This is a genomic window from Rufibacter soli (genome assembly GCF_054781795.1).
The window spans coordinates 660,787-686,476 of sequence record NZ_BAAGTS010000002.1 but is presented as its reverse complement, the minus strand read 5'-3'; the positions used below and the strand labels follow the sequence as shown (position 1 = coordinate 686,476).

Sequence of the window (25,690 nt, the reverse complement as noted above, 5' to 3'; positions counted from 1 at the left end):
CCATGATCTACCCAAGGCAGGTGACATGCCTGACAGTCTCCTGTCCATTTCTACGCCGTGTTCAGCGCTTTCCAGATCAGGTCTTTGAGCTGGGTGATGTTCTTATTGGCCAGGCTGGAGATAAAAACGGTAGGCAGATCCTTGGGCAGGGTTTCCCGCATCTCGGCCTCCAGTTCATCATCAATCATATCTGCCTTGGTGATGGCCAGCAGCCGCTGCTTATGCAACAGCTCGGGGTTGTACGTGCGCAGTTCATTGACCAAAATCTCGTATTCGGCGGCAATGTCCGGGCTCTCTACTGAAATCATGAACAGTAGGATTGAGTTCCGCTCAATGTGCTTCAAGAACCGAATGCCCAGCCCCTTCCCTTCTGAGGCGCCCTCAATAATACCCGGGATATCGGCCATCACAAAAGACTTGTAATCGCGGTAAGCCACCACGCCCAGGTTAGGCACCAAGGTGGTAAAGGCGTAATTGGCAATCTTCGGCTTAGCCGCCGATACCACCGACAGCAGCGTGGACTTGCCTGCGTTGGGGAAACCCACCAGACCCACATCAGCCAGCAATTTCAGTTCCAGGACGGTCCACTCCTCACGTCCCTCCTCGCCCGGTTGGGCGTAGGTAGGCGTTTGGTTGGTAGGTGATTTGAAGTGGGAGTTTCCCAGGCCGCCGCGGCCACCGGGTGTGATGATGGCGGTTTGGCCGTCTTCGGTAATCTCAGCCTTAATCTCACCGGTCTCAACATCCCGGGCAATGGTGCCTATGGGCACTTCCAGGACAATGTCTTTCCCGAAGGCGCCGCTGGAGTGACTGGGTCCGCCGTTGCCGCCGTTCTCCGCGATCACGTGTTTTTGGTACTGCAAGTGCAGCAGGGTCCAGAGTTGGGAGTTTCCTTTGAGGATAATATGCCCACCCCGGCCGCCGTCGCCGCCATCCGGACCACCATGGGCAGTCTTTTTGTCGCGGTGCAAATGCGCTGAACCGGCCCCTCCGTGCCCAGAGCGGCAGCAGATTTTGACATAGTCAATAAAGTTGGATGATGACACGGCGTATAGATTGTATGGTGAATAATTAAAAATAAAAGGCTGGTGCTTGCACCAATTTGCGTTTTGAGCCTGTTTTTCAGAAAGTGGGCCCAAAAGAGGTTTCCCGTTCCTTAACGCTTTCCAAGTGACTTTCGCGCAAAAGGTAAAACTGCTCTTTAATGCGCTCAGATGCTTTGCTTTTACAATGCCTCATCAACTAAAAACCATCTGACAAGAAGCTTATCAGATGGTTTTTAGAGAATTAGCTATCTTCTGGAAGCTAGGCCATTTGGCAGGCTCCAATAATTTCACAGTTTTTGGCGAAGATCTCATCAATCTCCCCAATGCCGTCTACGGCGTAGAACTTGCCTTGCTGGGCATAATAGTCTGCCACCTGGCGGGTCTTGGTATTATATTCCTGCACCCGTTTCTGAATGAGGGTTTCATCAGCGTCATCTGGCCGGCCAGAGGTCTGGCCACGCAGCAACAGGCGCTTCACCAACTCTTCTTCGCTTACCTGCAGGGCAATCATGCAGCTAATGCCTTGGTCATATTTCTGCAACAGTTGGTCCAGGGCCTCAGCCTGCGGAACCGTGCGCGGGAAACCGTCAAAGATAAAACCGGCGGCCGTTGGGTTGTCAGCAATTTTAGACTCAATCATGCCAATCACTACTTCATCTGGCACCAAAAGACCAGCATCCATCAGGCCTTTGGCCTTGAGGCCCAGTTCTGTGCCCTGAGATATCTCTGAACGCAGCAAATCACCGGTGGAGAGGTGAATCAGCCCGTATTTTTCAATTAGTTTCTGGCTCTGCGTGCCTTTACCTGCCCCTGGAGGACCAAAGAGAACAATGTTCAGCATGAATATGGAGGTTGTGAGTATACAAAAGTAAGAATAATATCTTGGAAATGACAGCTTTTCAGGCAGTACCCAGACATACGCTCTCTCGTTTTAGGGGCATTTTCCTAAAAACAGGCGTAAAACGGTGCAATAAAAAACTACATTACTTTATAGATGTCTCTAAGGTTGCGACCCAGGCCATTATAATCCAGGCCATAGCCCACCACAAAGTCGTTCCCAATTTCCATGACCGGGTATTTGATATCCAACTCATGCTCATGTGCCTCAGGCTTTACCAGCAAGGCCGCTATCTCTACGGAAGCCGGCCCCTGACTCTGCAGTTGAGGCAATAGCGCCGCAATGGTATGCCCCGTATCCACAATATCTTCTACCACTACTACGTGCCGGTCTTTGATGCTTTCCTTCAGTCCCATGATCTCCTTCACCTGGCCCGTGGTGCCCATGTCTGAGTAGGAAGAGAGCCTGATAAAGGAAATCTCACAGTCAATGCTCATCTCTTTCATTAAATCTGAGGCAAACATGAACGACCCGTTTAGGACGGACAGGAACAAAGGACACTTGTCACGGTACTCATGGCTCAGTCGGGCAGCCACCACTTCTATGCTGTGCAGGATTTTGCGCTCCTGAATATAAATCTTAAACGTCTTGTCGTGGAGGGTTACCGGCGGGTGATTCATCTGTCTGTGGGTAGTTAACTTCAAAATTGCGGAAAACTGCCTGAAATAAAAAGAGAAAAGCCCTCTTCCGTAGAAAAGGGCTCTCCTGCAAGGTTTTAGAAACAGATAAGGTTACTGTTGGCCTGCGGCCGAAGGATACTGGACCGTGTCCGTTATTACTTCAGGGGACGGCTCTACCTGGCTGCTCACTCCCTCAATACGGTTCTCCGGAGCTTGGGCTGGCACCTCTCGCACTGAGATGTGCGGGGCTATCACTAATGATACAATGGACATCAGCTTGATGAGGATGTTCATGGAAGGGCCAGAGGTATCTTTGAAAGGGTCACCTACGGTGTCTCCGGTCACAGACGCCTTATGTGGGTCTGAGCCTTTGTATTCCATCACGCCGTTAATCATCACGCCTTTCTCAAACGACTTCTTGGCGTTGTCCCAGGCGCCACCAGCGTTAGACTGGAAAATAGCCATCAACACACCAGAAACGGTTACCCCGGCCAGCACGCCACCTAGAATCTCGGCGCTGGATACTTCGTCAAAAACATCTTTCAACCCGAAACCAATGATCAAGGGCACAATTAAGGCAATGGCGCCCGGCAACATCATCTCGCGCAGGGCGGCTTTGGTAGAGATGGCCACGCACTTGTCATACTCGGGCTTGCCCGTGCCTTCCATGATGCCTGGGATCTCTCTGAACTGGCGGCGCACCTCATGTACCATGGCCATGGCGGCCCGGCCTACTGCACTAATAGCCAACGCCGAGAACACAAACGGAATCATACCGCCAATGAAAAGACCAGCCAAAACCGGAGCCTTGTACAAGTCAATGGTGCTGATACCAGAAATACCCACGAAGGCGGCGAACAAAGCCAAAGACGTCAAAGCCGCTGAGGCAATAGCAAAGCCTTTCCCGGTGGCAGCGGTCGTGTTCCCCACGGCATCCAGGATATCGGTGCGCTCGCGTACCTGCTTGGGCAATTCACTCATCTCGGCAATACCACCGGCGTTGTCGGCAATAGGTCCGAAAGCGTCAATGGCCAGCTGCATGGCGGTGGTGGCCATCATCCCGGCGGCGGCAATGGCTACCCCGTAAATACCGGCTACGGCATAAGAGAACACAATACCGGCAGCTAATACCAGAATAGGCAGGGCGGTACTCATCATGCCCACGCTTAAACCGGCAATAATGTTGGTGGCGGCCCCGGTAGAAGACTGCTGCACAATAGAATTCACGGGCTTGCGGCCCATGGCGGTATAATATTCTGTGATGATGGAAATAAGTGTCCCTACCACTAAGCCAATAATCACTGCGTAGAAAATTCCCATAGAGGTGAATTCAAAACCGCGCAAGCTCAGGGTTTCAGGCATCAGCCAGTCAATCACAAAGTATGAGGCAATAGCGGTTAAGGCCACCGATGACCAGTTACCCATGTTCAGGGCAGCCTGTACGTTGCCGCCTTCTTTCACCCGCACGAACAGGGTACCAATCATAGAGAAGATAATGCCTAATCCCGCAATAAGCATAGGCAGAATGATAGGCGACAAGCCCCCAAAATTGTCCTGGACGGTGATTTCACGGCCCAGCACCATAGTAGCCAGAATAGTAGCCACGTAAGACCCGAACAAGTCGGCGCCCATACCGGCCACGTCGCCCACGTTGTCACCTACGTTATCAGCAATGGTGGCGGGGTTGCGGGGGTCATCTTCGGGGATTCCGGCCTCTACTTTACCCACTAAGTCAGCCCCCACGTCGGCGGCCTTGGTGTAGATACCTCCGCCCACGCGGGCAAAAAGGGCAATACTTTCAGCACCAAGGGAGAACCCGGTCAATACTTCCAGGGCAATCTCCATTTCCTCAGAGCTAGCGCTGGCGCCTACCCGGTGCACAAACCAATAGTAGAAAGCAATGAATAAAGAGCCTAAGCCCAACACCGCCAGACCGGCCACGCCCATGCCCATCACCGACCCACCGGTAAAGGAAACCTCCAGGGCTTTAGAAAGGCTGGTTTTAGCGGCCTGAGCGGTACGCACGTTGGCTTTGGTAGCAATGCGCATGCCTATAAATCCGGCCATGGCCGAAAAGACGGCGCCAATCAGGAAAGCAAGCACAATGATGGTAGAAGACTTTTCACCAACATACCCTAAATAGAAAAGGAAAATAGAAGCAATAATAGCGAAGTAGGTGAGCACTTTGTACTCGGCTTTGAGAAAGGCCATGGCCCCCTCGGCAATGTAACGGGCAATGGTACTCATTTTTTCATCGCCGGCGTCTTGCTTGGTCACCCAGGCAGATTTGATGGCGGTAAACAACAAGGCCACTAAACCAAAAGCAGGAATAGCGTAGAGAATGGTCTGCATAAGAAATGTTTTTGTTGGTTAAATTGGATAAAAGAGCGCATTTGACTTTCTCTTTGATGCGGGAATATCCCCAGCAAAATAGCCTGCAATTGCCTTTCCCACCCTCCGCAGAACCGCCACGAAGTATTGAAAATGCCTCCGCGAAGCTTTTCAACCATACTTGCCTACAAACAGATTTTCAAATAAACTCTGAGCTAATGACTGTACCGCAAGCTAGCGTTTCTACCCTAAAAAACAAATATATCTTATACTCTATGCTCTGAATTTTACAATTTCTGCATCAGCACCTTATACAGCTCTACCATGGCGTAAATGTCTTTCTTATGCACCAACTCATTGGGGGAATGCACATGGTCTTCGGGGGCCCCGATGAAACACCAGTCCCAGGGAATATTGCCGTAATGAAGCTCTTTGCCGTCTGAGCCACCGGCATCCTCTACTTCTATCTGGAAATCAATGCCCGCTTCCCGGGCCAGGCTTACAATGCGCTGGACATAGTTGCGGCGGGGAATAAGGGAATCGCGCAGCGAGATGGCCACGCCTTTGCCGGCCTCCACTCCTTCTGTTACCCAGGTGATGTCTGAAATGAGCGCCTGTGTGACGCCGTAGGTTTCATGGATGAACTTGGCCAGGTAGGCCACCGATCCTCCGCCAGTCTCTTCCCAGCCTCCGAAGGCAATCACGCCATGCTCCAAGGTTTGGGCCACCTGCAGGGCACTCCATACCCCTAGCCGGTTATCCAGGTAGCAGCTTTGCACGGTTTCTTCGGCTTCCCGGAAATCACACTTGAACACCAGCTCGGTGCCGCGCTCAATTTCCCGGTGGAAGTCATAGCTCAGGCTGTGGTCTTCCTCATCTACCTGCAGCGTGCACTCAATCTCGCCCTGACTGTCCTCGCCCACCAGCTTGATACCTGTTTCCTTGACCGGTCCCCCTATTTTGATCAGTTGCTTGCCGTACCGCACCATAAAGCCAATGGAGTCCATGTGCGCGAAAATGACCGTCCGCGGCTCCCCAAACACCAGCAACAGGCAATCCTGAAAGCCTTTGCCATGGATGATTTGCGGCTGCACCGCCCAGTTTTTCTGTTGGGTTAGTACATAGTCCAGCAGAAATTCCTTCATTTTAACCTCGTTGCCCGAGGGGGCCTGGATCTGGCAAAGCTGATGCAATAATTCCATGGTTTTTCGTTTTAGTCAAAGGTAAAGAAAATGGTCAAAGTCGCTACTTAGCTCCTACAGCAGGCTGTTCTGTTTCAGGGCCTTTTTTGGAAAAACAGGCTCAAAACAGGTTTTCCATCAATTAGCTTCGAGTCTATTCTTTAGCAGCAAAGCTACCCGCCCCTCCTCCAGGAAGGCTGTGGCCGAAGGAAAAAATTACAATAGTTTGCGTTTTGGACTTACTTTTCAAAAAACTGGCTTAAAACACCAAAGCAGGTAAGGGTATCTAATTTCAACAGTGTACCTTTGCTCGCTTTGCTACCTCTACCGGTCCTATATGATCTGGAATCAGCAGCTAGCCAGTAATATAACAGAATTGAAACCTACCCGCCCGGATGCTTGTTGAGGGGAAACCGCCTTTACGCCGCTCCGGCCCAGGAATTTAAGAATTGCAGGCGGTTTATTAATTATGATGCGTAAAACTCTCTTCTTGTTTCTGTTGCTTGTTTCAGGGTTTACTGGCGCCCAGGCCCAGGTAATTCCAGACACTACCAAGCAGCTAGACCAGAAATTTCTTGACTCACTACGGCTCACCGTCAACCTTGACTCCGTGGACGTAATGCCCCAGGCCCTGGATATCAAGGGCTGGCTCCTGCTCAATGAGGAAATCATGAATGAGTTGGGCGGTGCCGTGGACAACATGTACAACTTCAACTTTGCCACCGCAGAGAAGCAGTTCAAATCACTACGCCGCCGTTACCCCAAACACCCCATGCCCTACTTTCTGATCGGGCTTAGTAACTGGTGGAAGATGATCCCGTCCAACATCCAGGATCCCAGCTTTGACGAGCCTTTCCTGGCCTACATGGACACGACCATCACGCTGGCCGAAGCAATGTATGACAAGGACAACAAGAACCTGGAGGCCGCCTTTTTCCTATCGGCGGCCAATGGCTTTGGGGCCCGCCTGCACGCTGAGCGAAAGAACTGGCGCAAGGCAGCCATTATGAGCAATGAGTCCCTGGATTACCTCCAAAAGAGCAAAAAAGCCAATGGCTTAAGTGATGAATTCCTATTCGGGGAGGCCTTATTCAACTACTACTCCGTCTGGATTCATGAAAACTACAAGCTGCTGCGCCCCATTCTAATGTTCTTCCCGAAGGGGAACAAGCCCTTGGGACTACAGCAACTGCAACAGGTGGCCTTTAACGGGTTCTACACCGGCACTGAGGCTAAGTACTTCCTGATGAAGATTTACGCCAATGACAACAAGAACGGCGCCGCGGCCATGTCCTTGTCTCAATATCTGGCGAACACGTACCCCAATAACCCCTATTTCCAGCGCTTCTATGCCCGCATGGCGTTCACCGAAGGGCAATTAGGCATTGCCGAAAACATCTCCCTTTCCATTCTGGACAAGATTAACAAGAAACAAACTGGGTTTGAAGCCATTAGTGGCCGTTACGCCTCCTTTTACCTAGGCTATATCCAGCAATACCGTAACCGTGATTTGGGGAAAGCCAAAGCCTATTACCATCAATGCATTAAATTTGCCGAGCATACGGGGGAGCGGGAATCTGGGTATTTTATCTCCGCCAATGTAAACCTAGCCAGAATCAGTGACCAGGAGAAGAATGTACGGCAGGCCAAGCAGTACTATGAGACGGTAGTGAAGTGGGCAGAATCAAAGTCCTCTGCAGAGAAAGAGGCGAAGGCGTATTTGAAGAAGAATAAGAGGGTGTAGAAGGTATACAATTAAATAGCCTTAAGTTGTAAAGGTATTGCTCTCCTATTACAATAGTTTGATCCGGAAATTTATAATGCAAGCAATTTGTAATCAGCTGTTCATCCCTTATAATGAGCAAACTTAAATATCAGAATGGGAATAAAAGACCTTTTTTTAACACCAATATTTTTGCTACTTATTTATGGAATGGCTTATTGGCTCAGACCAAAAGTTACTTCTAAAAGAAATAAAAAATATTTTATTCCCGCTTTAACGGTTAAATTAATTGGTGCTTTAGCCTTAGGGTTCATTTACCAATTTTATTACGGTCAGGGAAGTGCTAGTGGCAGTGGGGACACTTTTCTTTATTTCAATCAAACCTCCCTGTTATATGATGCATTCATGGATTCACCAGGCATTTGGTTGAGGTTAATGTTTTCTAACGGAGAGTATGACCCTCTTACTATTAACTACACTGCACCCATGATTTGGTATGCTTCACCAACGGAGTTTATCATAATCAAGATTGCATCTGTTTTCTCTATCATTAGCTTCCATACTTATTCTGTAATAGCTTTATTTTTCGCTGTTATTAGCTTTAGCGGAATGTGGCAGATGTACCTTACTTTTTATAAGTTATATCCTTCCCTACACAAAAAACTAGCTATCGCTGTTTTCTTTTTGCCCTCTGTTTTCTTTTGGGGCTCTGGATTACTGAAAGACTCCCTTACTATTGGGGCACTAGGATGGATGTTTTATGGCTTTTACAAATTGTTTATTGAAAAAAAGCAGATTGCAAAGACCTTAGTAGTTATTATGATAGCCGCCTATGCGCTTTTCGCAATAAAAATATATATTCTTCTATCTTTTATTCCTCCTGCACTTTTATGGATTTTCAATGAGAACAACAAAAGAATAAAGAATGCTACAGTAAGAATGATAACTAAGCCAATAGCATTATTGCTAGGAGTTGGCTTGGCATTCTTGAGTGCAACGGGGCTTACAGAAGAAAACTCAAAATATGACCTTGACAAATTAGGCGAACAAAGCAAGATCAATAGTGAATATTTAGCTAAGCAAGTTTATACTGGTTCAGCGTATGATATTGGGATATTTGACGGAAGTATTCAGAGTTTTCTTACAGTGGGACCACAGGCGATAGTGGTAGCCTTATACAGGCCTTTCCTGTGGGAGGTAAGAAACCCGATTATGCTTTTATCCGCGATAGAAGCCTCCATTTTTATTTACTTCACGTTGCTGTTCATCTTCAAGATAGGCTTCTTTAAGATGGTCAAGTTTATCAGCACCAAGCCCATTTTAACCTTCTGTATTATCTTTTCCCTGGTACTAGCCTTTGGCGTAGGCACCAACAGTGGAAATTTCGGTACGTTGGTACGCTATAAAATTCCAATCATGCCTTTCTACCTGGCAGCTCTTTTCATCATGCAAGCCTATTTAAAGAGACCTAAGAAGTTGCCAAGATTGGCCACCACCGCATAATTGGTTTCGATTTTTCTCCGGGCCTGGCTCCCCATTTCTTGTCTCAACCCGGCATCCTGAATCACGCTTTCCAGCTTGTTATACCAATCGTTGCTGGTTTGGCAGATGTATCCGTTTAAGCCATCATCCACCACTTCCGTGTTCATCCCCACAGGAGACACTACCGCCGGAATACCCAAAGACATGTACTGCAAGGCCTTGAAGGCGCACTTCCCCTTGGCCCACTGGTCATCCTCCAAGGGCATAAGCCCTACATTAAACGCCAATAGGTCTTGTATTTCCGTTTCCTTTTGCCAAGGCGTAAACACCAGAGATTTCAAGTCATATTGGGGAGGCTGATTTGAAATAACCTTAAACGTGAAGGCATATTGCTCCTCCAGCTTTCTAAGGACCGGTATAACCGGATCCAGGTACTTCATGGTAGAATGGGTCCCCGTCCACCCAATCACCACGTCAGAAGTCTGCTGATCCTTTATTTGGTTGTGCAGGTGCACCGTATCAATGGTTGTGGGATTTACGATGGCATTGGGGTTATACTGGAGGGCATAGCTCTGTAGGTAACTGTTTCCGCAACTTACCTTATATGCCCATTTGCAGATATCCCCTACCTTGTGGTGCCATTTGATACCGGCCACGACCTTATTTGACTCAGAGGTATTGGGTACCCAAATGGCGTCATCGAAATCATAGATTACTTTTTTCCCTAGTACTTTGGTTACTATCCACTCAAAGAAAGGGGGGCCAATGGGGGTGGCTTCCCGGTGGATAAAAATGTAATCAAACTTGGCCACTGAGAAGAGCAGGAGTATTCTTTTAAGGAACCCTTTTAGAATACCTACCACTTTCTGAACCACATGCCCCGGCTTGTAAAGGATTTTCCAGGTAGCCTCATCCAGGAACGGGGCAAATTCATACTCCCCCCCGGCCTCTTCCAAAAGCCCTAAATATTGCTCAAACCTGAACCGCTGGGAAGGAGCCTTCCCAAAAGGATAAGGCACTACAAAAAGAATTTTCATAAAAGGTAAAAATAAGCCATACAGACCAAAGCCTTTCCTAAAAACGGTCAAGGTAAATCCATGGCACCGTTATAACAATTACCCGGGAAAGAGGAAGGTATAGTATTAGCCCAGCAATTGGCTGTAGACTCCCGCATACTTCCCAATGGCATTGTCTAACGTATAGTACTCAAAGGCGTTGGCCCTTATGGTTTCTGGCTCTTTGGTTAGAAGGGCCGGAATGTCCGCCACCACGCGCTCATAGCTCGCTTTGTCAAAGGTGTCAATGACAATTCCGGAGTCTGTGGAGTGAACTATCTCCTCTACATCCCCCACCTTGGAATTACAGATGACAGGAATCCCCATGGCAAGTATTTCTCCTAGCTTTGTGGGGGAACTTGCTATTTTGGAATAACTCTGCTTGATAAAAAACAGGTTGACATCAGACGCAGCCGTAAACAACGGAACTTCGGCCCGCGAGGCCGATCGAATGACAAAATCCTCGGCCGAAAGCCCATGCTTTTCAGCATGTTGCAAGATAAGGGCGGCAGGTTCTGGGGTGACAAACAGGAACACTGCTTGGGAATATCTGCGCTTGATCAGAGCCAGGAGCTCCAGCATTTCTTCCAGCATGTACCAGGCGCCTACTGACCCCAAGTAACTAATGACCAGTGCGCCTTCAGGCAGGCCCAACACACTTCTTGATTGAGCTTTTATGGCAGGGGTGGCTAGCGCGAAATGCTGGAAATCAGCACTGCAGGGAATCACCTGGATCCTGGCCTGCTGGTAACTTTCCCACGTCTGGATTTCTCTTTTCCCTGCCTCTGTCAAGCTGATGATGGCATCAGAATTGGCAATGTAATCCGCCTCCTTCTTTTTGTATTGCTGGTAAGCGTATTTAAAGAGAGGGTTTTTCAGGTTCCAGGCTCCCCCATCCACCCTTTCGTCTACCCAGAAACCACGCATGTCAAAGAGCAACTTTACGTGGTACTTCTTCTTCAGGAATAGCCCTACTGCGGCACTAACATAACTCCGGCAGTGGATTAAACTGAATGACTTCTCTTTCTGAAGCTCCTCGGCTTTCTTTCTCAGCTGAAACAGGTCATAATACTTCGCCAGCACCGGCGGGGAGGCGGTAAAGAAAATGGGTCTCCAGTCTATATTATGCTCTTTTGTAATTTTTTCGATAATGCCTTTGGTCTGGGCATACCGTTGCCTTTTTTCACAGGATAATAAGGTAATGTCGTACCCCTTTTGGCTCAATCCTGCTAAATAGGGCAAGACTTGGGACTGCCCCAAGGGGTCAGTCATTCCATCATATGAAATAAATAAAACTGACTTCGCTCCCATTACTTCTTCATAAACTCAACTAACCACTTATGGAGCACAATTAACAGCCAAATACGGTTATAGAGGTAATCCTTCCCGTTTAAAAAGTTTTTCTTCAGACGCTCTACTTCACTATACCGGACCACGCCAAAATTTGTCACCACAGACTCATTCAGATAATCCTCTAACAGATACCGCAAATCGCCTTTCAGCCAGGTTCCAAGTGGAACAGAAAAACCCCACTTAGGCCGGTCAAAGATTTCTTTCGGCACAAAATCATACAGCACCTCTTTCAACAGGTATTTACTGATACCGTTCTTAACCTTAAGCTCAGGGCTTAGGTTCAGGGCAAACTCTACTATCCGGTAATCCAAAAGAGGAACCCTGGTCTCCAAGGAGTGCCGCATGGTAGCCCTGTCCACTTTTACCAACAAGTCATCCTGCAGATAGTACTGCATGTCAAAAAAAGCCTGTGCCTCCATAGGTGTTAGTGACCGGGAACCATTCTCCCATCCTTCCTGAATAATCGGCTTAGCCGAATATTCCGGGGTAAGCAATTGCTGGATTTCTGCTTCTGAAAACAGGTATTGTTCCTGCGAGAATATGTGACTCTTCACCTTTTCCTCACTAGGATATTTAAACACTTGGGCACCCCTTTCATACCGCTCTCCCAAAAGGGGCAGACCAGCAGCAATGGTATGGCGGAAAGCCTTGACAAAAGGGTTGCTGAGCCGTTCTGCCCACTGGTACATCCCATACCCCAGGAAGAGCTCATCTCCCCCATCCCCTGACAACGTCATGGTGACGTGCTTACGGGCCAACTCTGAAACTAATATAGTAGGGATAGCGGAGGAATCAGCAAAGGGCTCATCGTAGATACTAGTTAACTCATCCACCCAGTTCAACGCCTCTTTCTCTGTCACCGTGAATGCGTGGTGGTCCGTCCCCAGATGCTTAGCTACATCTGCGGCAAATTTGGATTCATTATGCTTCCCAGATTCAAAACCAATGGAAAATGTGTTGACTGGCTTATCAGAAACTGATTGGGCAACTGCCGTTACCAAACTGGAATCTATGCCACCGCTCAGGAACGTCCCAAAAGGTACATCACTAATCATCCGGTACTGCACAGAGCTACAAACCAAATCTTTAAGCTGCTTCTTTGCCGATGTCTCATCTGAAAGAACTTCGTTGCTTACTTTTTTGGTAAGATCCCAATATTTTGAAATGGACATAGTCTCCTTTGTGATTTCCATAAAGGAACCGGAGTCCATCTTTTTAATTTCATTGTAAATACTGTTTGGCCGTGGTATATAGCCTAGGTACAGGAACTGACTGATTGCCTCTTGGTTAAGGGTAAGTTTTCCTTTTAAGAAAGGTAGCTGGACAAGAGACTTCAACTCAGAGGAAAAAGCAAAGCGATTACCATCATAGAAATAGTAAACCGGCTTAATACCCATTCTATCCCGGTAGAGGTAAAACTTTTCAGCCTTGCGGTCGAAAATGGCAAAAGCAAACATGCCATTCAACTCATGCACGAAATCAGGTCCCCATTTTATAAAGGCTTCCAATATTACCTCAGTGTCTGAGGTAGTCTGTAAGGGAACATTCAGCTTCTTTGCTATCTCCTGGAAATTGTATACCTCCCCATTATAGATAATGACATGATTCTCATTCTGTGCATACATCGGTTGGTTAGCCGCTTCTGACAAGTCAAGAATACTCAACCTTCTATGCCCTAACCCTACCGTCCCGTCAAAAAAATAGCCGGCTGCATCAGGCCCCCTATGGGCAATGCAATCAGTAATCAAGTGTAAATCAGCCTCTACACTGGCTTTTGTATAATCGATAAAACCGGCAATACCGCACATAGCTATTCAGAAAAACAATAAATATTAGTGTAATTTGAGCATTTTAGGACAGCTAATAATTGAGTAATAATCAGGTTAGAACGTAAGAGTAACTCGTTTCAACCTGTAGTACTTCTTAAAAGTATCCTCCCATAAAATTACCAGTTAAACATAAACGCATTAATTTCCAGCTGGTATCTCAATTATTCTCTGTTATAAGTTTCTGGTAGATTCCTAAAAGTCTTTGAATAAAATTATTCGCCGAGTATTTCCTTGACTGAATTAAAGCCTGCCGGGAAAATTCTCGTAAAATGCTCTTATTATTGAAAACACTTTCAATCTTTACCACCAAATCAGACAAAGAATTATATTCATAAAAAACAGCGGCGTCGCCTGCCGTTTCCCTTAACATTGAAACATCATTTAGCAAGGACGGCAATCCGGTTTGCATCACTTCTAGCAAAGAAATGGGCATTCCTTCATGCAATGAAGTCATCATGTAAAGGTCATACTGACTTAAAACTTCTGATGTCATAGCCATTGCCCCCTTCAAGGTCACTGACGCCCCGTTTGTTTGGATTAAATCCTGCAAATAACCTCGTAGGCTGCCTTCCCCATAAATATCCAATTGTATTGGTAAATGCGAAAGCTGTCCAAGAGCCTTAATAGCAATCGCATGATTTTTTATTTCATGAAGATTCCCAACCATCACTATTTTTAAGGTAGCCTCAGGGTTGAATGTATACAGGGGCTGAAAGCTAGTAGAGGCAAAGTTCATCATTACCTGCTCATGGTCTTTTATGCCTACTGCCTTTATGATGTTTTCCCTTACCGCACCAGAAACAAATAGCGAGAAGTACCTCTTCCTATAGGTTAACTTATCAAGGTAGCGCTCTTTACGCGCATAGGTAACCATAGTAGGTTCATAAAACACACTATGGTAGGTAGTTACTAGACCTACACTTTTGGGTACAGCCAACCTAGAAACTAATGTAGAATGCAGAAGATGGCTATGAACCACGCTTACCCTCCCCTCTTTTATTATCTTCTTAAGCTTTTTAATAGCCGGTAAGGGATTAAAAAGATTGAAATCTAGGGATTTATAGGTAGCAAGGGAAATAATTTGTTGCTTTAATTCTCCTTTATCATAGAGAGTTATTACGGTCTGCTTAATTTCTGGGTGTAGGTGCGCAATAGCCTGCACAGTATTCACCAACAATGTTTCTGCTCCCCCTCTCTCTAAAGAATCATTAATATGAAGAATATGCATTAAGAATAAGTTAAATAGTATTGCTTTAAACCCTAATTCTTAATTATTCCTAAATCAACTAAGACAGACTTGAACCTGCTTTTAAATGTATTGAAAGCATCTTGCTCCGTATAATTATTTACCACAATCTCTCTACACTTTTGCGACAATAACGTCTTTTCTTCTAATGGAAGATTGAAGTACCACATAATCTTATGAGTTATGTCAGTTATTGCTCCAGAACTCACTAACCTATTATCTGCTCTTGTTACAGCCTCCATAGAGCCTGTAGAATCTGAGACAATAGGTACTACCCCCGCAGCCATAGCTTCAATAATACTAATTCCCCAGGCTTCACCCCTTGATATATGAAGATAAAGCGCGGCTTTTTTCAAATAGCTTTCTATATCTGCCACATTACCTGCAAAAAATACAAACTCCCTAACCTCAGGACAATATTGCGTCAATAACTCCTCTTTAAGCTTTTCATCATAGCCCCCTATTACTGTAAAGGTTAGTTGAGGCATTTGTTTCTTCACTTGGTTGAATGCAGCCAGCATTAAATCCAAACCTTTATACCAGACTCTGTTACTGTTTGTAACAGCACCTATAAAAACAATATTAGTGCTGTTCAGATTTGGCACTAACTCCACTAATTTCTGCATGCGTACAGGCTCCACCCCATTTATGGTAGTATAAACAGGAATGTTATTCTCCCGTCCTATAAGATTATAAAGTAGTTCTTTCTGCAATAAACTCCCGCAAATAAATGCATCATAACTATTAAGCAATTTTATATTAGCTTTTTTAGTAGATGGCGCGAACCTGTCATGATTTAAGAAATAGAGAGTATGGGTGTTTAGTAAGGCAACAATTTTCTGGTCCTTTCTCAATAGCCCTAGCCATTTCATTAAACCAACCATAAAGTAGGGCTCTTCTGAAAAGATCACATCATATTTTTTCTTTGGGAAAGTAATAGCACTCCACAACCAACTAAAATACCTGCGTCCAGCACTTGCGCCTGGCAAGTCATGGTACCTCACTTTATAATCTACGTAGTAAAAATCTGAATTTACAGATTGAGCATATTTGGTATGGGCTGGGTGTGCATGAGGCCTTCCTTGAATAAATGCCACCTTCACTTTATTGTCAATCATAAATTATGTATTTAAGCTACAATACGTTAAATAGTAAGTCAACGCCCAATAAAATATTTAACGGTATGTTTGAAAATATATTCCCAGTACCTAATATTCTTAACAAAAGAAATAGAGAAGATTTTAGTGAACTTCAGAAATACCTGCCTGTCATCTGCAACCCTCTCTAAGCTATCCATATACCACAAGTAAAACAGGGTATTTGTCAGCTTCTCATGATCAAACTTCTTGATTTCCTTATTTTTAAGCAATATAGCTTTTACAGCTTCAATCTTTTTCTCGTAATCAAAGCCAAAAAGGTCAGTGGCATAAGAAGGCTCCTCTCCTTGAAGCTGAAAGAGTTCTACGGCATACTCCTCTCTAATTCTGTTCCTGGTTTGCCTTTGCACATCTTTAAACTTGTGCGAAACGGAAGAAGGGTGAAATCTGTACTTAACTAAGTAGTCAGGGAGATTGGCTCCTTTAGTGATTTGTAACCATTGCGTCCAAAATTTATAGTCCTCGCCATGGTGATACCCTTCGGTAAAATTAAGGCTATGCTTTTTGATTATCTCATTTCTAAAGACAACCAAGTTGTTTGGAAAGCAGGAAGTTATCAATAGCCGTAATTGCAGGTCCTCATGTTGTAAAGGATAATTCATGGTAGAATCCTCTGAACCAAAAACAATTAGCTGCGCCCCGCTAATTCCTATTAAAGGATTAGCCTCCATGAAGGCTACCTGAATCTCAAGCCTTTTCGGTAAACTAATGTCATCTGAATCCATACGGGCTATATACTTCCCTTCAGCTAAAGACAAGCCTTTGTTGAGACTTGCGATTAACCTCAGGTTAGTCTCATTTTTCACGTATCGTATTCTTGGGTCTTGGTAAGAAAGAATGATCTCTTCTGTTTTATCTGTAGACCCATCATTAACAATAATGAATTCAAAATGCGGGTAGGTCTGGCTTAAGATGCTATCAATAGCTTCTTTGATATACTTTTCCTCATTGTAAGCTGCCATAACAATACTTACAAGCGGCTTAGCCTCCTTCATACTCACGAGGTAACTACTCTTTTTCCGCGGTTTGTCACAAAATGAGTAAAACCCGTAGTCAAGTCTTTAAGTTCTTGTTCGTTCATAGCCATATCAATATTTATTCTGGGCAAGGCATGTAAATTTCTGCTATGTCCAATGAAAACATTTGCAGATCTGGTGGTGGCAGCTGTTTTCAGGTTACATTCTTTAGCAAGGGAGAACTCCCTTTCACCTACATCATTCCTGGTCCCAAAAGGAAAGGAGAAGTGCTCTACTTTCTTTTTGATTTGATTTTCAATAATGGCTATGGATTCCTGAATTTCTCTTTTAGCTTCTTGGCGGGTTAGTGCCCCTAACCTATAGTGGCTCACTGTATGGGCACCTATTGTTACTAACGGGTCTTTGCTTAGTTGAATAATCTGATCCCAACTTAAGACCATTGCTGCAGTACGGGCTTTGAGGTCAATCTGAAAAGGATCAAAAATAGCCTTCAATAAAAGAGGCGTATCTTGTTCATTACACTGTTGAATAAGAGCCCGGATTTGTATGAAAGCCTTGTTCTTCTCTTGCTCAGTTTCACATGGAAAAGTATATTCTTCGCTCTTAAATTTAAACTGGATATGATCCTGATCCCGGATTATATCCTCTAGAGGATACCACCAAATTGTGGCTTTTTTATCAGGGAAGTTGGTTGTGATATAGATCGCAAAAGGAACATTATATTTCTTAAAAACAGGATAACCATATTCTAAATTATCCAGGTAGCCATCATCAAACGTAAAAACAACAAATTTACCATTTGAGTTTTGGCTACTAAGTCTATGGTGCATTTGATCCAGGGAAAGGACATCAAAACCGTGCCTGATAAAAAACAAAATCACTTTCTCCAAATGCCCTGGACTGACTTCAAGAAAATTATTGGAAATCCTTAACCGGTTATCTTGTGGCACAACACTATGAAACATAAGAATATGTCCCTGCCCCCCATAAATCTGTTTGATAGGGAACCCATTCATAAGGGTTAAGGCCTTTTTTAATATTTTTCGGGCTTCCATCTTATTCAACTGCTGATACTATGCCCAACCTAAGCATTAATGATAAAAACTTCAGAGTACATAGTATCTATGTCCTCCTTTTTAAGGGAAGTAGATCTAAACAAAGGAGAAGAAAATGTTTTATAGGGCCACGCCTTTATTCCTTTACACTCTCCCAGCCAAGCGGCATTAGCCACCAAACCTATTATCTTCAGGCGCCGGCAGATTTCCCAACTAATACTTCCCAGTGAGCTCTGAAAGAGGCTTTTATTACTAACATAATGGAGTTGGCCTAGCAATGCGTGCTCCTGGATAAAGTTCGTTTTAAAGATTTTTTGGAAAAACCGGTTCACATAATAAACAGGTTTTAAAAAGGCCTGCGTTTGCTTTACTACCAGATAGCTGTATTCATCTCCGTGGTTAATATAAATATGGTGGCATTGAAAATTAAGATGGTCCTTGAAAATCTTAAGGTCCTCGCCTTTCAGAACTTTCTCGATTTTTAGGGGATCTAATTCAATGGACAATCCTTTTAAGGTTCTGGATCTAAAAGTTGGTATAAAATATTGCAGATTAGGCTCTATGTCTTCAAAACCAAGTTTTTTGGATATTATATACGTTTTTTCAGCTGAACTAAAATTGGTAATGGTATATTCATCCAATTCAAGAACCGGTAGGAAAAGAGATAAGCCATGCTTTTTATACTTTTCATCAATTATCCAGGTTGACAAATTGCAAAATTTCTCCTGTTGGCCACGGATTATTCTGCTACTGAAAATCCCACCTAAGAACCCAACTATCTTTTCTTCATCTGTTACCACAAACCCAAAGTAATTCTCCTTATGGTTCCAATGATTAATGAATAAGTTTCTCCAAATAGAAACATCTTTATTGAAATTCATAAGAAGAGGTAAAATCCCTTCAAAATCGTCTGCGTAAGCTTTACGTACTTCAACCATTCCAAATAAAAAAATTAAACAATGTCAGCAGCGGCATTCATAATTATATTAGTCCCGTTAATCTGCTGCGAGGCAGACACTAAAAACTGTACCGTAACTGCTACTTCCTCTGGTTTAAGCAACGTTTTTAAGGGGTGAGCTTTCTGCATTTCCTCTATCACCCGCTCATCTGTGTCTTGGGTAAGTTGCGTAAGCATGAATGAGGGAGAAATACAGTTAGAGGTTATATTGAAGGCGGCATTTTCTGCCGCCCATGATTTGGCCAAAGCATGTATATATTCTTTAGTGGCTACATACTCAGACAAGCCGGTGGGGGGCTTATTAAGGACATATGAAGAAAGTATGGTAATGATTTTGCCAAACTTCTTCTTCCGGAAGATATTAATTGCCGTTTGATTAATCTGAATGATGGGCAATACATTGTTCTTGAAACTGGAAAGGAAAACTTCAGGATCCATTTTATGGAAATGCTTTTTCTCCAGACCAGTCACAGCATTATTAACCACAACGTCCAAATCAATTGTTTGCAGAAAATTCTTCATCCGCAGAAGTGATTCTGCAGATGTAAAATCACAGGCAATAGCCTCTGTGTTAGAAAGCTCTTGGCAAATTTGCTCTGCCTTTGCCTGGGACCTGAAATAGGTGAAAAATATTTTATCTTGGCTGTTTTGGGCAAGTTTACGGGTAATTGCCTCTCCAAGGCCAGAGGCTCCGCCAGTTACCAATATGTTCATGCTGTCAAACCAATTTGAATTTTACCTTTAGCCACCTTCTTCCCTGCCTCATTTTCAAAAAAGAAGCTAAAAACAACCACTTTTACTGATTCAGAGTAGTCAGTTACTTCAGCTCTAAAGTGCAGTTTATCATTCAGGTACACTGGTTTATGGAACGAGATGCTTTGAGAATGAATGATGACATCTTTCATGGGCAACCCCTCTCCTATAAAATAAGAGAGGAACCCATTCAGGATATTGCCGTGCATTACTTTTCCTTCAAAGCCTTTCTGCTTGGCAACGTCTTCATACGTATGTAAGGGATTGAAATCATTGAAGGTTTTCTGGAAACCCTCATACACGCTTTGAGTCACCTGAAAAGTATGCGTAAATACATTACCAACCTGCATCAGGAACCCAGTTTCTTTTTAATGGCCTCATTCATCTCACCCACGTTCTTAAAGCTTACAATCTCATTAGCCGTGAATTTGATTCCGAACTGTTTTTCAATTTCTACCACCAAAACAATGTGGTTCAAGGAATCCCAGTCATCTACATCATCTGCGGTGGTTTCCTTTTCAATTACCAGCGTGTCATCTTCCAGTACTGACTTGAAGATATCGTTTACTTTTTTCAGTATTTCAGTGGTTTCCATTTTTCTAAGCTTTTGTGATAAAACAATCTTTTGCTTGGTAGATTTCTACCGGCAACACCCATAGGCCATTCTCTTGCATGAATCCTAGCTTCTGGTAATGGTCCTTTACCAATTCGTTTTTGGGAGTGGGAAGATACTCTCCAACAATTTTCGCAAAACCATACTCTGAGGCATAATTCACCAATTGGTCTAAGGCGAAAAACTCCATGCCACGCTTTAAAACCCGGCAACTCATGATCCAGGTGTCAATAAACAAAGTTTGATCTGTTTTCTTCTTCATGATTACGACACTAATCAGGCCATAATCTCCGAATTTGTCTTTCAGGGAGAAGGCAAAGTTGGCATACTCCTCAGAATGTGAGATTGCCACAATCTCTTCATCTGTATATCGCATGGTACGCAGATTGAACTGGTTAGATCTTTGCGTAAGCTGTGATACGCGAGGGGTATTGAATTTGTCAAAGCCGGTCACCTCGGAAACCATTTCCAGATTTTTCAGAAAGTCAGCCTCGTTGGCAAAGCTCTGCTGTACTATGGCACGTTTGGCTTCTACCTGATACTGCCTGGTGCGATCTGCATCATTCTCTGAGAAAGAGGCCGTTTCAAATAAGTTTAAGGTACGCAAGTAAGAGATGTAATCTGCCGGATCTTCTGGTAATTCAGGTACTTCAATCCCAGGCACGTTCTCACGTACCATGTTCCGTTCAAACGGGTTATCATCGAGAAAAACCATAGAGTCAAACCCAATATTCAGGACGGATTGAATATGGCGTATGTTGTCTACCTTATTGTCCCAATTTGCCACAAAAATGGCAATGTCCTCTAACCTCAACACCATATCTGGGTGTTTTTGGAAGGGTTCCTGAGCAATGGCCTCGTCATTTTTACTGCATACCGCCAGGATGATTCCCCTCCGTTCCAACTCCTTGGCCCATAATTGCAGGTCTGAAAAAGCTTTTCCAATACCCAATTCGCCTATTTGAATATTCTCCATCCCATCGTCGCCAATAATTCCTCCCCATGTTGTATTGTCCAGATCTAATACCAGACACTTTTTAAATCTACCTAAAATTGGGAGCAGAATATCAAGAATGTTCTTAGCCACGGCAGGCAGAAAATCAATGCTTAACGTTACGGAAGAATTGATATAGAGTTGATTATTGATTACCTGATTTACGCCATACTGGCGTTCTAAGTCAACTAAGTCATTAATAAACAGGTTCTTCTTAGCCTGGCTTAAATTCATTAGTTCATAATTGAGCTTACGTACCTGATACAGGAAAGAAGAAGCCACTTTGTTGGCGAAATTCCCATAAACCGAGTCATTGATCTCTGAAAAGTTGAAGTAAACAACCTTTGAGGGTTGAATCTGCTGGATGCTTTCATATTGACTATGGATATTATCAATAAGAATTTCAGCGAATGTATGTCGTTGGTCAACTGGTATTTTGTAGAACTTCTTTACTAATTTCTGTGAGGAAGCATAAATAATGGTAAAGTCTGCTTTGAAAGCATAGTACTCTGAGGAAGGATCAAATACCTGACGGTCAATTTGGTCATAGTCAGCTTCAAAAATCTCAAGATTGAGTTGCGCCTCATAGCCATATCCCTTTAAGGCATGTTTCAAGAACTGGGTGGCTGTGTCACCTAAGATGGCAACTTTAATATGTTTGAACGCTGAAAAATCCTTTTTTAAGTTTTTCTTTAATTCTTTAAACTCCATAAATACTAAATCAAAGGGCAAAAAATAAATCCTGAGATCTATTTAAGAAAAATATAATAAAAAATATCTTTATAGAATTTAAAACCTATAAAAGGATTATAAGTAATAATAGCCATAAAAGATAAAAAGGCTCGAAAATATTTTCTTCTTGCTAATAGTTCAAAAATATATTTTTTTTGAAGAAAAACTTTATCATTCTTAAATGTTTGTTCAACTTCATAAACAGCAGACAAATTATTAACTGTTAAATAATCCCACCCATCAGACTTTCTCTGATTTATAAAAAACCTAATCATTTCATCAGTATAGGTTTTACTAGAAGTACTGGCAGATTGGGTTATTGATTCCGGATTTTTCCTGTAATAATACAATGGCAAAGGCAAATTAATAATTTTGAATTTATCAATTATTAATGAAATCCAATACCAATCTGCTCCTCCCTTTTTATCGAAATAAAGGTTATACCCGCCAACTTCCTGGTAAACTTCCTTTTTAATCATAATGGAAGTACAGTGAAAATAAAAAGAATCAGGCAACCCCTTTTTTATCTGCTGATAATCTAAAGGGAATGAGGATACGTCTTCAATCTCACCTGATACATTAGTTAAATAACGCTGCGTGCAACACCCGCTTAACAAGGGATCTTTACCAAAGGCATCCAACTGTTTCTCTAACCGGAAACTATCAGACCAATCATCAGCATCCTGGATAGCAATGAACTCGCCCTTAGCTAATGAAAACAGTTTATTACATGTTTGTAAGTTTCCTAAATTGCTTTCATTATGACTTACTTTAATTCGTTGGTCTTGGTAAGAGTCAATTAATTCTCTAGTCCTATCTCTAGAAGCATCATCAGCAATCAACAATTCAAAATTTTTAAAAGATTGGTTTAATATGCTATCTATTGCCTTATTAATAAATTTTTCACAATTATAAGCAGGCATTATTATAGAAACCAGCGGGCCTTCCATCTAATCAAAAAATTAGTCTTTTATTAATTTCAATTTTACAGAAAGCGAACCGATTAGTTTATTAAAATCAACAAATCCTTTATTATTCAATAAACTAAAAATAAAAAGTTCCCATTCCTGTGATACGACCTTATAATCAAATCGCTCAATATTCTTGACAGCTGTCTTTTGCATTTCACGAAAGCGGTCATCTTCCATACTATACAATGACCCCAAGGCGGCAATTAGCTTTTCGTCATCCATCTTAACTACATACCCGCTTTTGGAATTAACAATTAACTCAGATTGCCCTCCTCGCTGCCGGGTCACCACCGGAACACCTAAAGCCTGAGCCTCTGCTACTGTTACACAAAATGTCTCCCCACCGTCAAGCCCTGTAACTAAAACACTACTGCCTGCCATCTCGCTATAAAGTTCCTTTCTGGCCAAAGTACCAAAAAACTTAATATCTGGATGAATATTCTTCCCATCAGGAAATAAGTAAGGACTTAGAAATTCCTCTTCAAATTCCTTTTCAACGTAGCCAGACCTTCCTACAGTTTCCGTTATTCCGTAAAGCTCAGAAGAGCCAAAAACACGAAGTTCAGAGTTAGGATATAATTTATTAAACTTGAAGAATACCCTAACAACATGATGAAACCCCTTATAGGAGGCTAACATTCCAGCAAAGCAAATAATAAACTTACTGCCGTGGCCTTCTGTTCTATTGCGTTCAACGCCTTTTCTGAACTTTGATATATAATTTAAATTAATAGGATTATATATATAAGACAATTTATTTATTAAACTCATCTTATACCGGTAAAGAGCGTGCTTTTCAAGACCAAAAAGAAGATAAGATAAATGAAAAGCACTAACACACACTATTTTATCAAGCCTGCTTTCTTTAAGTGCTTTGAGAAACAACGTGTTATTCCACATGCCTAAGACATGCAGCCAATAAATTCTTATTCGGGCATTACAGTTATACTCTTCAAAAATCTGCCCCGCACCTGCTATAGCAATGAAGGCATCAATATTTGGCAGGTTTTCTAAATAGGAGATAGCCCCAGACTGGGAATTAACAGAAACAAATTTAACACCATTAACTACAATATCTTCACTAAAACTTAAAACATGTACATCATGGCCTAATTCTGCTAATCCTTTTGCAACCCAGAGCAGGGTAGAAACAGTACCAGAAGTACCTCTAGTATAAATGGTTTCTAAATTAGCCGCGTTATGCTCTGTATGATAGAAAACTATTTTCAATGTAATTAATGGTTAACAAAAATAAATTTATCTTTTACTCAAAAAACCTTCAACCCTCACCTTTAAAAGTACAATAACTTTCGTTTTAAATAAAAGATTTAAGATCAAATACAAAACTAAAAAACTAATGCCCGCTTGTATCAAGGCTATTAACCTATAATCTGAAAAATAATGACTATAATACGTTAATGGAGCTACAATTATTATTGAAATCAAACAATACTGAAAAATTTCACGCAATTGGGAGCTCATTGTTAAATCAATTTCATTTTTAACAAAATATATATTCAACAACAACATAAAGAAATACACAATTACTAAGGAATAAAGAAAGCCATAAATTCCAAACAATAATCCAGACCCAAAAGCAAGACACAATAAACCTTTCTTGAACAATTCTAGTTTGAGAAATTTGTTAGATTTTCCTCGACCACTTAGGATACTAATCATTATGTTATTTAAGGGGAATGCATACCCTCCAAGCATCAATATTTGGAAGTACTTAACTGCTGGAAGCCATTTATCAGTAAATAAGAAAACAAATAAATCTTCAGCAGATAAATAGAAAAAGCCTAATAAACCAAAAACTAAAAAAGAAACAATTGAAATTACATTCATATAAAGTTCCTTTACTTCCTTCAGATCATGTTGAATATTACTAATAGTAGGAAAGAAGACCCTTGCCAAGCTTCCGGAAGTGTATTGGATAACTAAATTATTAAATGATTGGGCCCTAGTATAAAATCCCAAGGTATTAGCAGAAAATATCTTTCCAATAATTAAGACATCTAACCTGCTAAAAACACTATCTATAACACCTGAAGCAAACATTTTTGAACCAAAAGACCATAGCTCTCTTATAATTTTGGAATCAAAAAACAAAATAGGCTTCCATGAAGATCCTATCCAGATTCCGGAAACAGAAAGCACCGCACCAATTAAACTTTGAATTACAAGACTCCATACGCCAAAACCATTATATGCAAGGTAAACTCCTACCATGCCAGAAAGAAGTGTGGAGGTAACCCTTACAATCGCTGGAGTCTTAAAATTTAATTCTTTGGCAAAAATTGTATATTGTACAATTATAAAGGAGTCAATAAGGAAAAGAAACGATAAAGCTTTACAAATATCTTCTAGCTCAGGCCTTTCATAAAAGCTAGAGATAAGTGGAGAACTAAAATATAAAGCTATAGTTAGTAATGCCCCTACAAGAATATTTATAAAAAATACTGATGAATAGTGCTTATTAGTTACATCTTGTCGTTGAACTAACGCAGACCCAAATCCCATATCCAGGAACATTTGGGACATCCCTATGATGACCATTACCATGCCTATCAACCCAAACTCTTCTGGGGAAAGCAAGCGTGCTAAAATAATTGAAATGCCTAAACTTACTCCCTGATTGGAAAACTTCTCCACTAAGTCCCACAGTACTCCTTTTAACATACCTACTTAATTCTTGAAAGATAAGTGCATTTCC

22 protein-coding genes are annotated in these 25,690 nt (G+C 42.7%); 2 read left to right on the top strand and 20 right to left on the bottom strand.

The window, feature by feature from the left end:
• Positions 1–50 precede the first annotated feature (50 nt).
• The 5 genes from obgE to ACYVJQ_RS04855 form a co-directional block, all read right to left on the bottom strand.
• The gene (obgE, locus tag ACYVJQ_RS04875) at positions 51–1,046 is read right to left on the bottom strand and encodes a GTPase ObgE (protein WP_460891939.1); all 996 of its coding nucleotides are present in this window, start codon (positions 1,044–1,046) and stop codon (positions 51–53) included.
• Positions 1,047–1,305: 259 nt separating this feature from the next.
• Positions 1,306–1,887 (bottom strand): adenylate kinase, encoded by a 582-nt coding sequence (locus ACYVJQ_RS04870; RefSeq protein WP_460891938.1) that lies wholly within the window; start codon positions 1,885–1,887, stop codon positions 1,306–1,308.
• A 137-nt stretch (positions 1,888–2,024) separates the two neighbouring features.
• Positions 2,025–2,564 carry a hypoxanthine phosphoribosyltransferase gene (gene hpt / locus ACYVJQ_RS04865; RefSeq protein WP_460891937.1) on the bottom strand — a complete coding sequence of 180 codons (540 nt, stop codon included), beginning with the start codon at positions 2,562–2,564 and terminating at the stop codon, positions 2,025–2,027.
• Positions 2,565–2,675: 111 nt separating this feature from the next.
• A complete protein-coding gene (locus tag ACYVJQ_RS04860; RefSeq protein ID WP_460891936.1) occupies positions 2,676–4,916 on the bottom strand; it encodes a sodium-translocating pyrophosphatase in 2,241 nt (746 codons plus the stop codon).
• A gap of 266 nt (positions 4,917–5,182) precedes the next feature.
• Positions 5,183–6,097, bottom strand: coding sequence for a M20/M25/M40 family metallo-hydrolase (locus ACYVJQ_RS04855; protein WP_460891935.1), 915 nt, complete (start codon positions 6,095–6,097; stop codon positions 5,183–5,185).
• Between the two features lie 448 nt (positions 6,098–6,545).
• On the opposite strand from ACYVJQ_RS04855, the gene ACYVJQ_RS04850 reads away from it, so the two are divergent.
• Together ACYVJQ_RS04850 and ACYVJQ_RS04845 are read left to right on the top strand one after the other, a co-directional pair.
• Positions 6,546–7,820: a tol-pal system protein YbgF gene (locus tag ACYVJQ_RS04850; protein ID WP_460891934.1), complete on the top strand. Its 1,275-nt coding sequence runs from the start codon at positions 6,546–6,548 to the stop codon at positions 7,818–7,820.
• Positions 7,821–7,955: 135 nt separating this feature from the next.
• Entirely contained in the window at positions 7,956–9,302 is a 1,347-nt protein-coding gene (locus tag ACYVJQ_RS04845) for a hypothetical protein (RefSeq protein ID WP_460891933.1), read from the top strand.
• On the opposite strand, the gene ACYVJQ_RS04840 is transcribed toward ACYVJQ_RS04845, so the two are convergent.
• The 15 genes from ACYVJQ_RS04840 to ACYVJQ_RS04770 all read right to left on the bottom strand — a co-directional run bounded on the left by ACYVJQ_RS04840 (position 9,254) and on the right by ACYVJQ_RS04770 (position 25,656).
• Positions 9,254–10,318 (bottom strand): glycosyltransferase family 4 protein, encoded by a 1,065-nt coding sequence (locus ACYVJQ_RS04840; protein WP_460891932.1) that lies wholly within the window; start codon positions 10,316–10,318, stop codon positions 9,254–9,256. The genes ACYVJQ_RS04845 and ACYVJQ_RS04840 overlap by 49 nt on opposite strands.
• A 105-nt stretch (positions 10,319–10,423) precedes the next feature.
• A complete protein-coding gene (locus tag ACYVJQ_RS04835) occupies positions 10,424–11,608 on the bottom strand; it encodes a glycosyltransferase (protein ID WP_460891931.1) in 1,185 nt (394 codons plus the stop codon).
• A gap of 38 nt (positions 11,609–11,646) precedes the next feature.
• Positions 11,647–13,497, bottom strand: a complete 1,851-nt coding sequence (gene asnB / locus ACYVJQ_RS04830) for an asparagine synthase (glutamine-hydrolyzing) (protein ID WP_460891930.1) — start codon at positions 13,495–13,497, stop codon at positions 11,647–11,649.
• 178 nt (positions 13,498–13,675) lie between these two features.
• Complete coding sequence (locus ACYVJQ_RS04825) at positions 13,676–14,746, bottom strand: glycosyltransferase family 4 protein (RefSeq protein WP_460891929.1); 1,071 nt, start codon at positions 14,744–14,746, stop codon at positions 13,676–13,678.
• A 32-nt stretch (positions 14,747–14,778) separates the two neighbouring features.
• On the bottom strand, positions 14,779–15,882 hold the full coding sequence (locus ACYVJQ_RS04820) for a glycosyltransferase family 4 protein (protein WP_460891928.1): 1,104 nt from the start codon (positions 15,880–15,882) through the stop codon (positions 14,779–14,781).
• A 38-nt stretch (positions 15,883–15,920) separates the two neighbouring features.
• Positions 15,921–16,916 carry a glycosyltransferase family 2 protein gene (locus ACYVJQ_RS04815; protein WP_460891927.1) on the bottom strand — a complete coding sequence of 332 codons (996 nt, stop codon included), beginning with the start codon at positions 16,914–16,916 and terminating at the stop codon, positions 15,921–15,923.
• A 2-nt stretch (positions 16,917–16,918) separates the two neighbouring features.
• A complete protein-coding gene (locus tag ACYVJQ_RS04810; protein WP_460891926.1) occupies positions 16,919–17,914 on the bottom strand; it encodes a polysaccharide deacetylase family protein in 996 nt (331 codons plus the stop codon).
• A 68-nt stretch (positions 17,915–17,982) separates the two neighbouring features.
• Positions 17,983–18,891, bottom strand: a complete 909-nt coding sequence (locus ACYVJQ_RS04805) for a hypothetical protein (RefSeq protein WP_460891925.1) — start codon at positions 18,889–18,891, stop codon at positions 17,983–17,985.
• Between the two features lie 14 nt (positions 18,892–18,905).
• Complete coding sequence (locus ACYVJQ_RS04800; protein ID WP_460891924.1) at positions 18,906–19,625, bottom strand: SDR family NAD(P)-dependent oxidoreductase; 720 nt, start codon at positions 19,623–19,625, stop codon at positions 18,906–18,908.
• On the bottom strand, positions 19,622–20,014 hold the full coding sequence (locus ACYVJQ_RS04795) for a MaoC/PaaZ C-terminal domain-containing protein (protein WP_460891923.1): 393 nt from the start codon (positions 20,012–20,014) through the stop codon (positions 19,622–19,624). The genes ACYVJQ_RS04800 and ACYVJQ_RS04795 overlap by 4 nt, the downstream gene beginning before the upstream one ends.
• Positions 20,014–20,259 carry an acyl carrier protein gene (locus ACYVJQ_RS04790; RefSeq protein WP_460891922.1) on the bottom strand — a complete coding sequence of 82 codons (246 nt, stop codon included), beginning with the start codon at positions 20,257–20,259 and terminating at the stop codon, positions 20,014–20,016. Before ACYVJQ_RS04790 ends, ACYVJQ_RS04795 begins: the two co-directional genes overlap by 1 nt.
• 4 nt (positions 20,260–20,263) lie before the next feature.
• The gene (locus tag ACYVJQ_RS04785) at positions 20,264–21,982 is read right to left on the bottom strand and encodes an HAD-IIIC family phosphatase (RefSeq protein WP_460891921.1); all 1,719 of its coding nucleotides are present in this window, start codon (positions 21,980–21,982) and stop codon (positions 20,264–20,266) included.
• A gap of 38 nt (positions 21,983–22,020) precedes the next feature.
• A complete protein-coding gene (locus ACYVJQ_RS04780) occupies positions 22,021–22,953 on the bottom strand; it encodes a glycosyltransferase family 2 protein (protein WP_460891920.1) in 933 nt (310 codons plus the stop codon).
• Positions 22,954–22,965: 12 nt separating this feature from the next.
• Positions 22,966–24,204 carry a glycosyltransferase family 4 protein gene (locus tag ACYVJQ_RS04775; RefSeq protein WP_460891919.1) on the bottom strand — a complete coding sequence of 413 codons (1,239 nt, stop codon included), beginning with the start codon at positions 24,202–24,204 and terminating at the stop codon, positions 22,966–22,968.
• A gap of 27 nt (positions 24,205–24,231) precedes the next feature.
• Entirely contained in the window at positions 24,232–25,656 is a 1,425-nt protein-coding gene (locus ACYVJQ_RS04770) for a lipopolysaccharide biosynthesis protein (RefSeq protein ID WP_460891918.1), read from the bottom strand.
• Positions 25,657–25,690 lie beyond the last annotated feature (34 nt).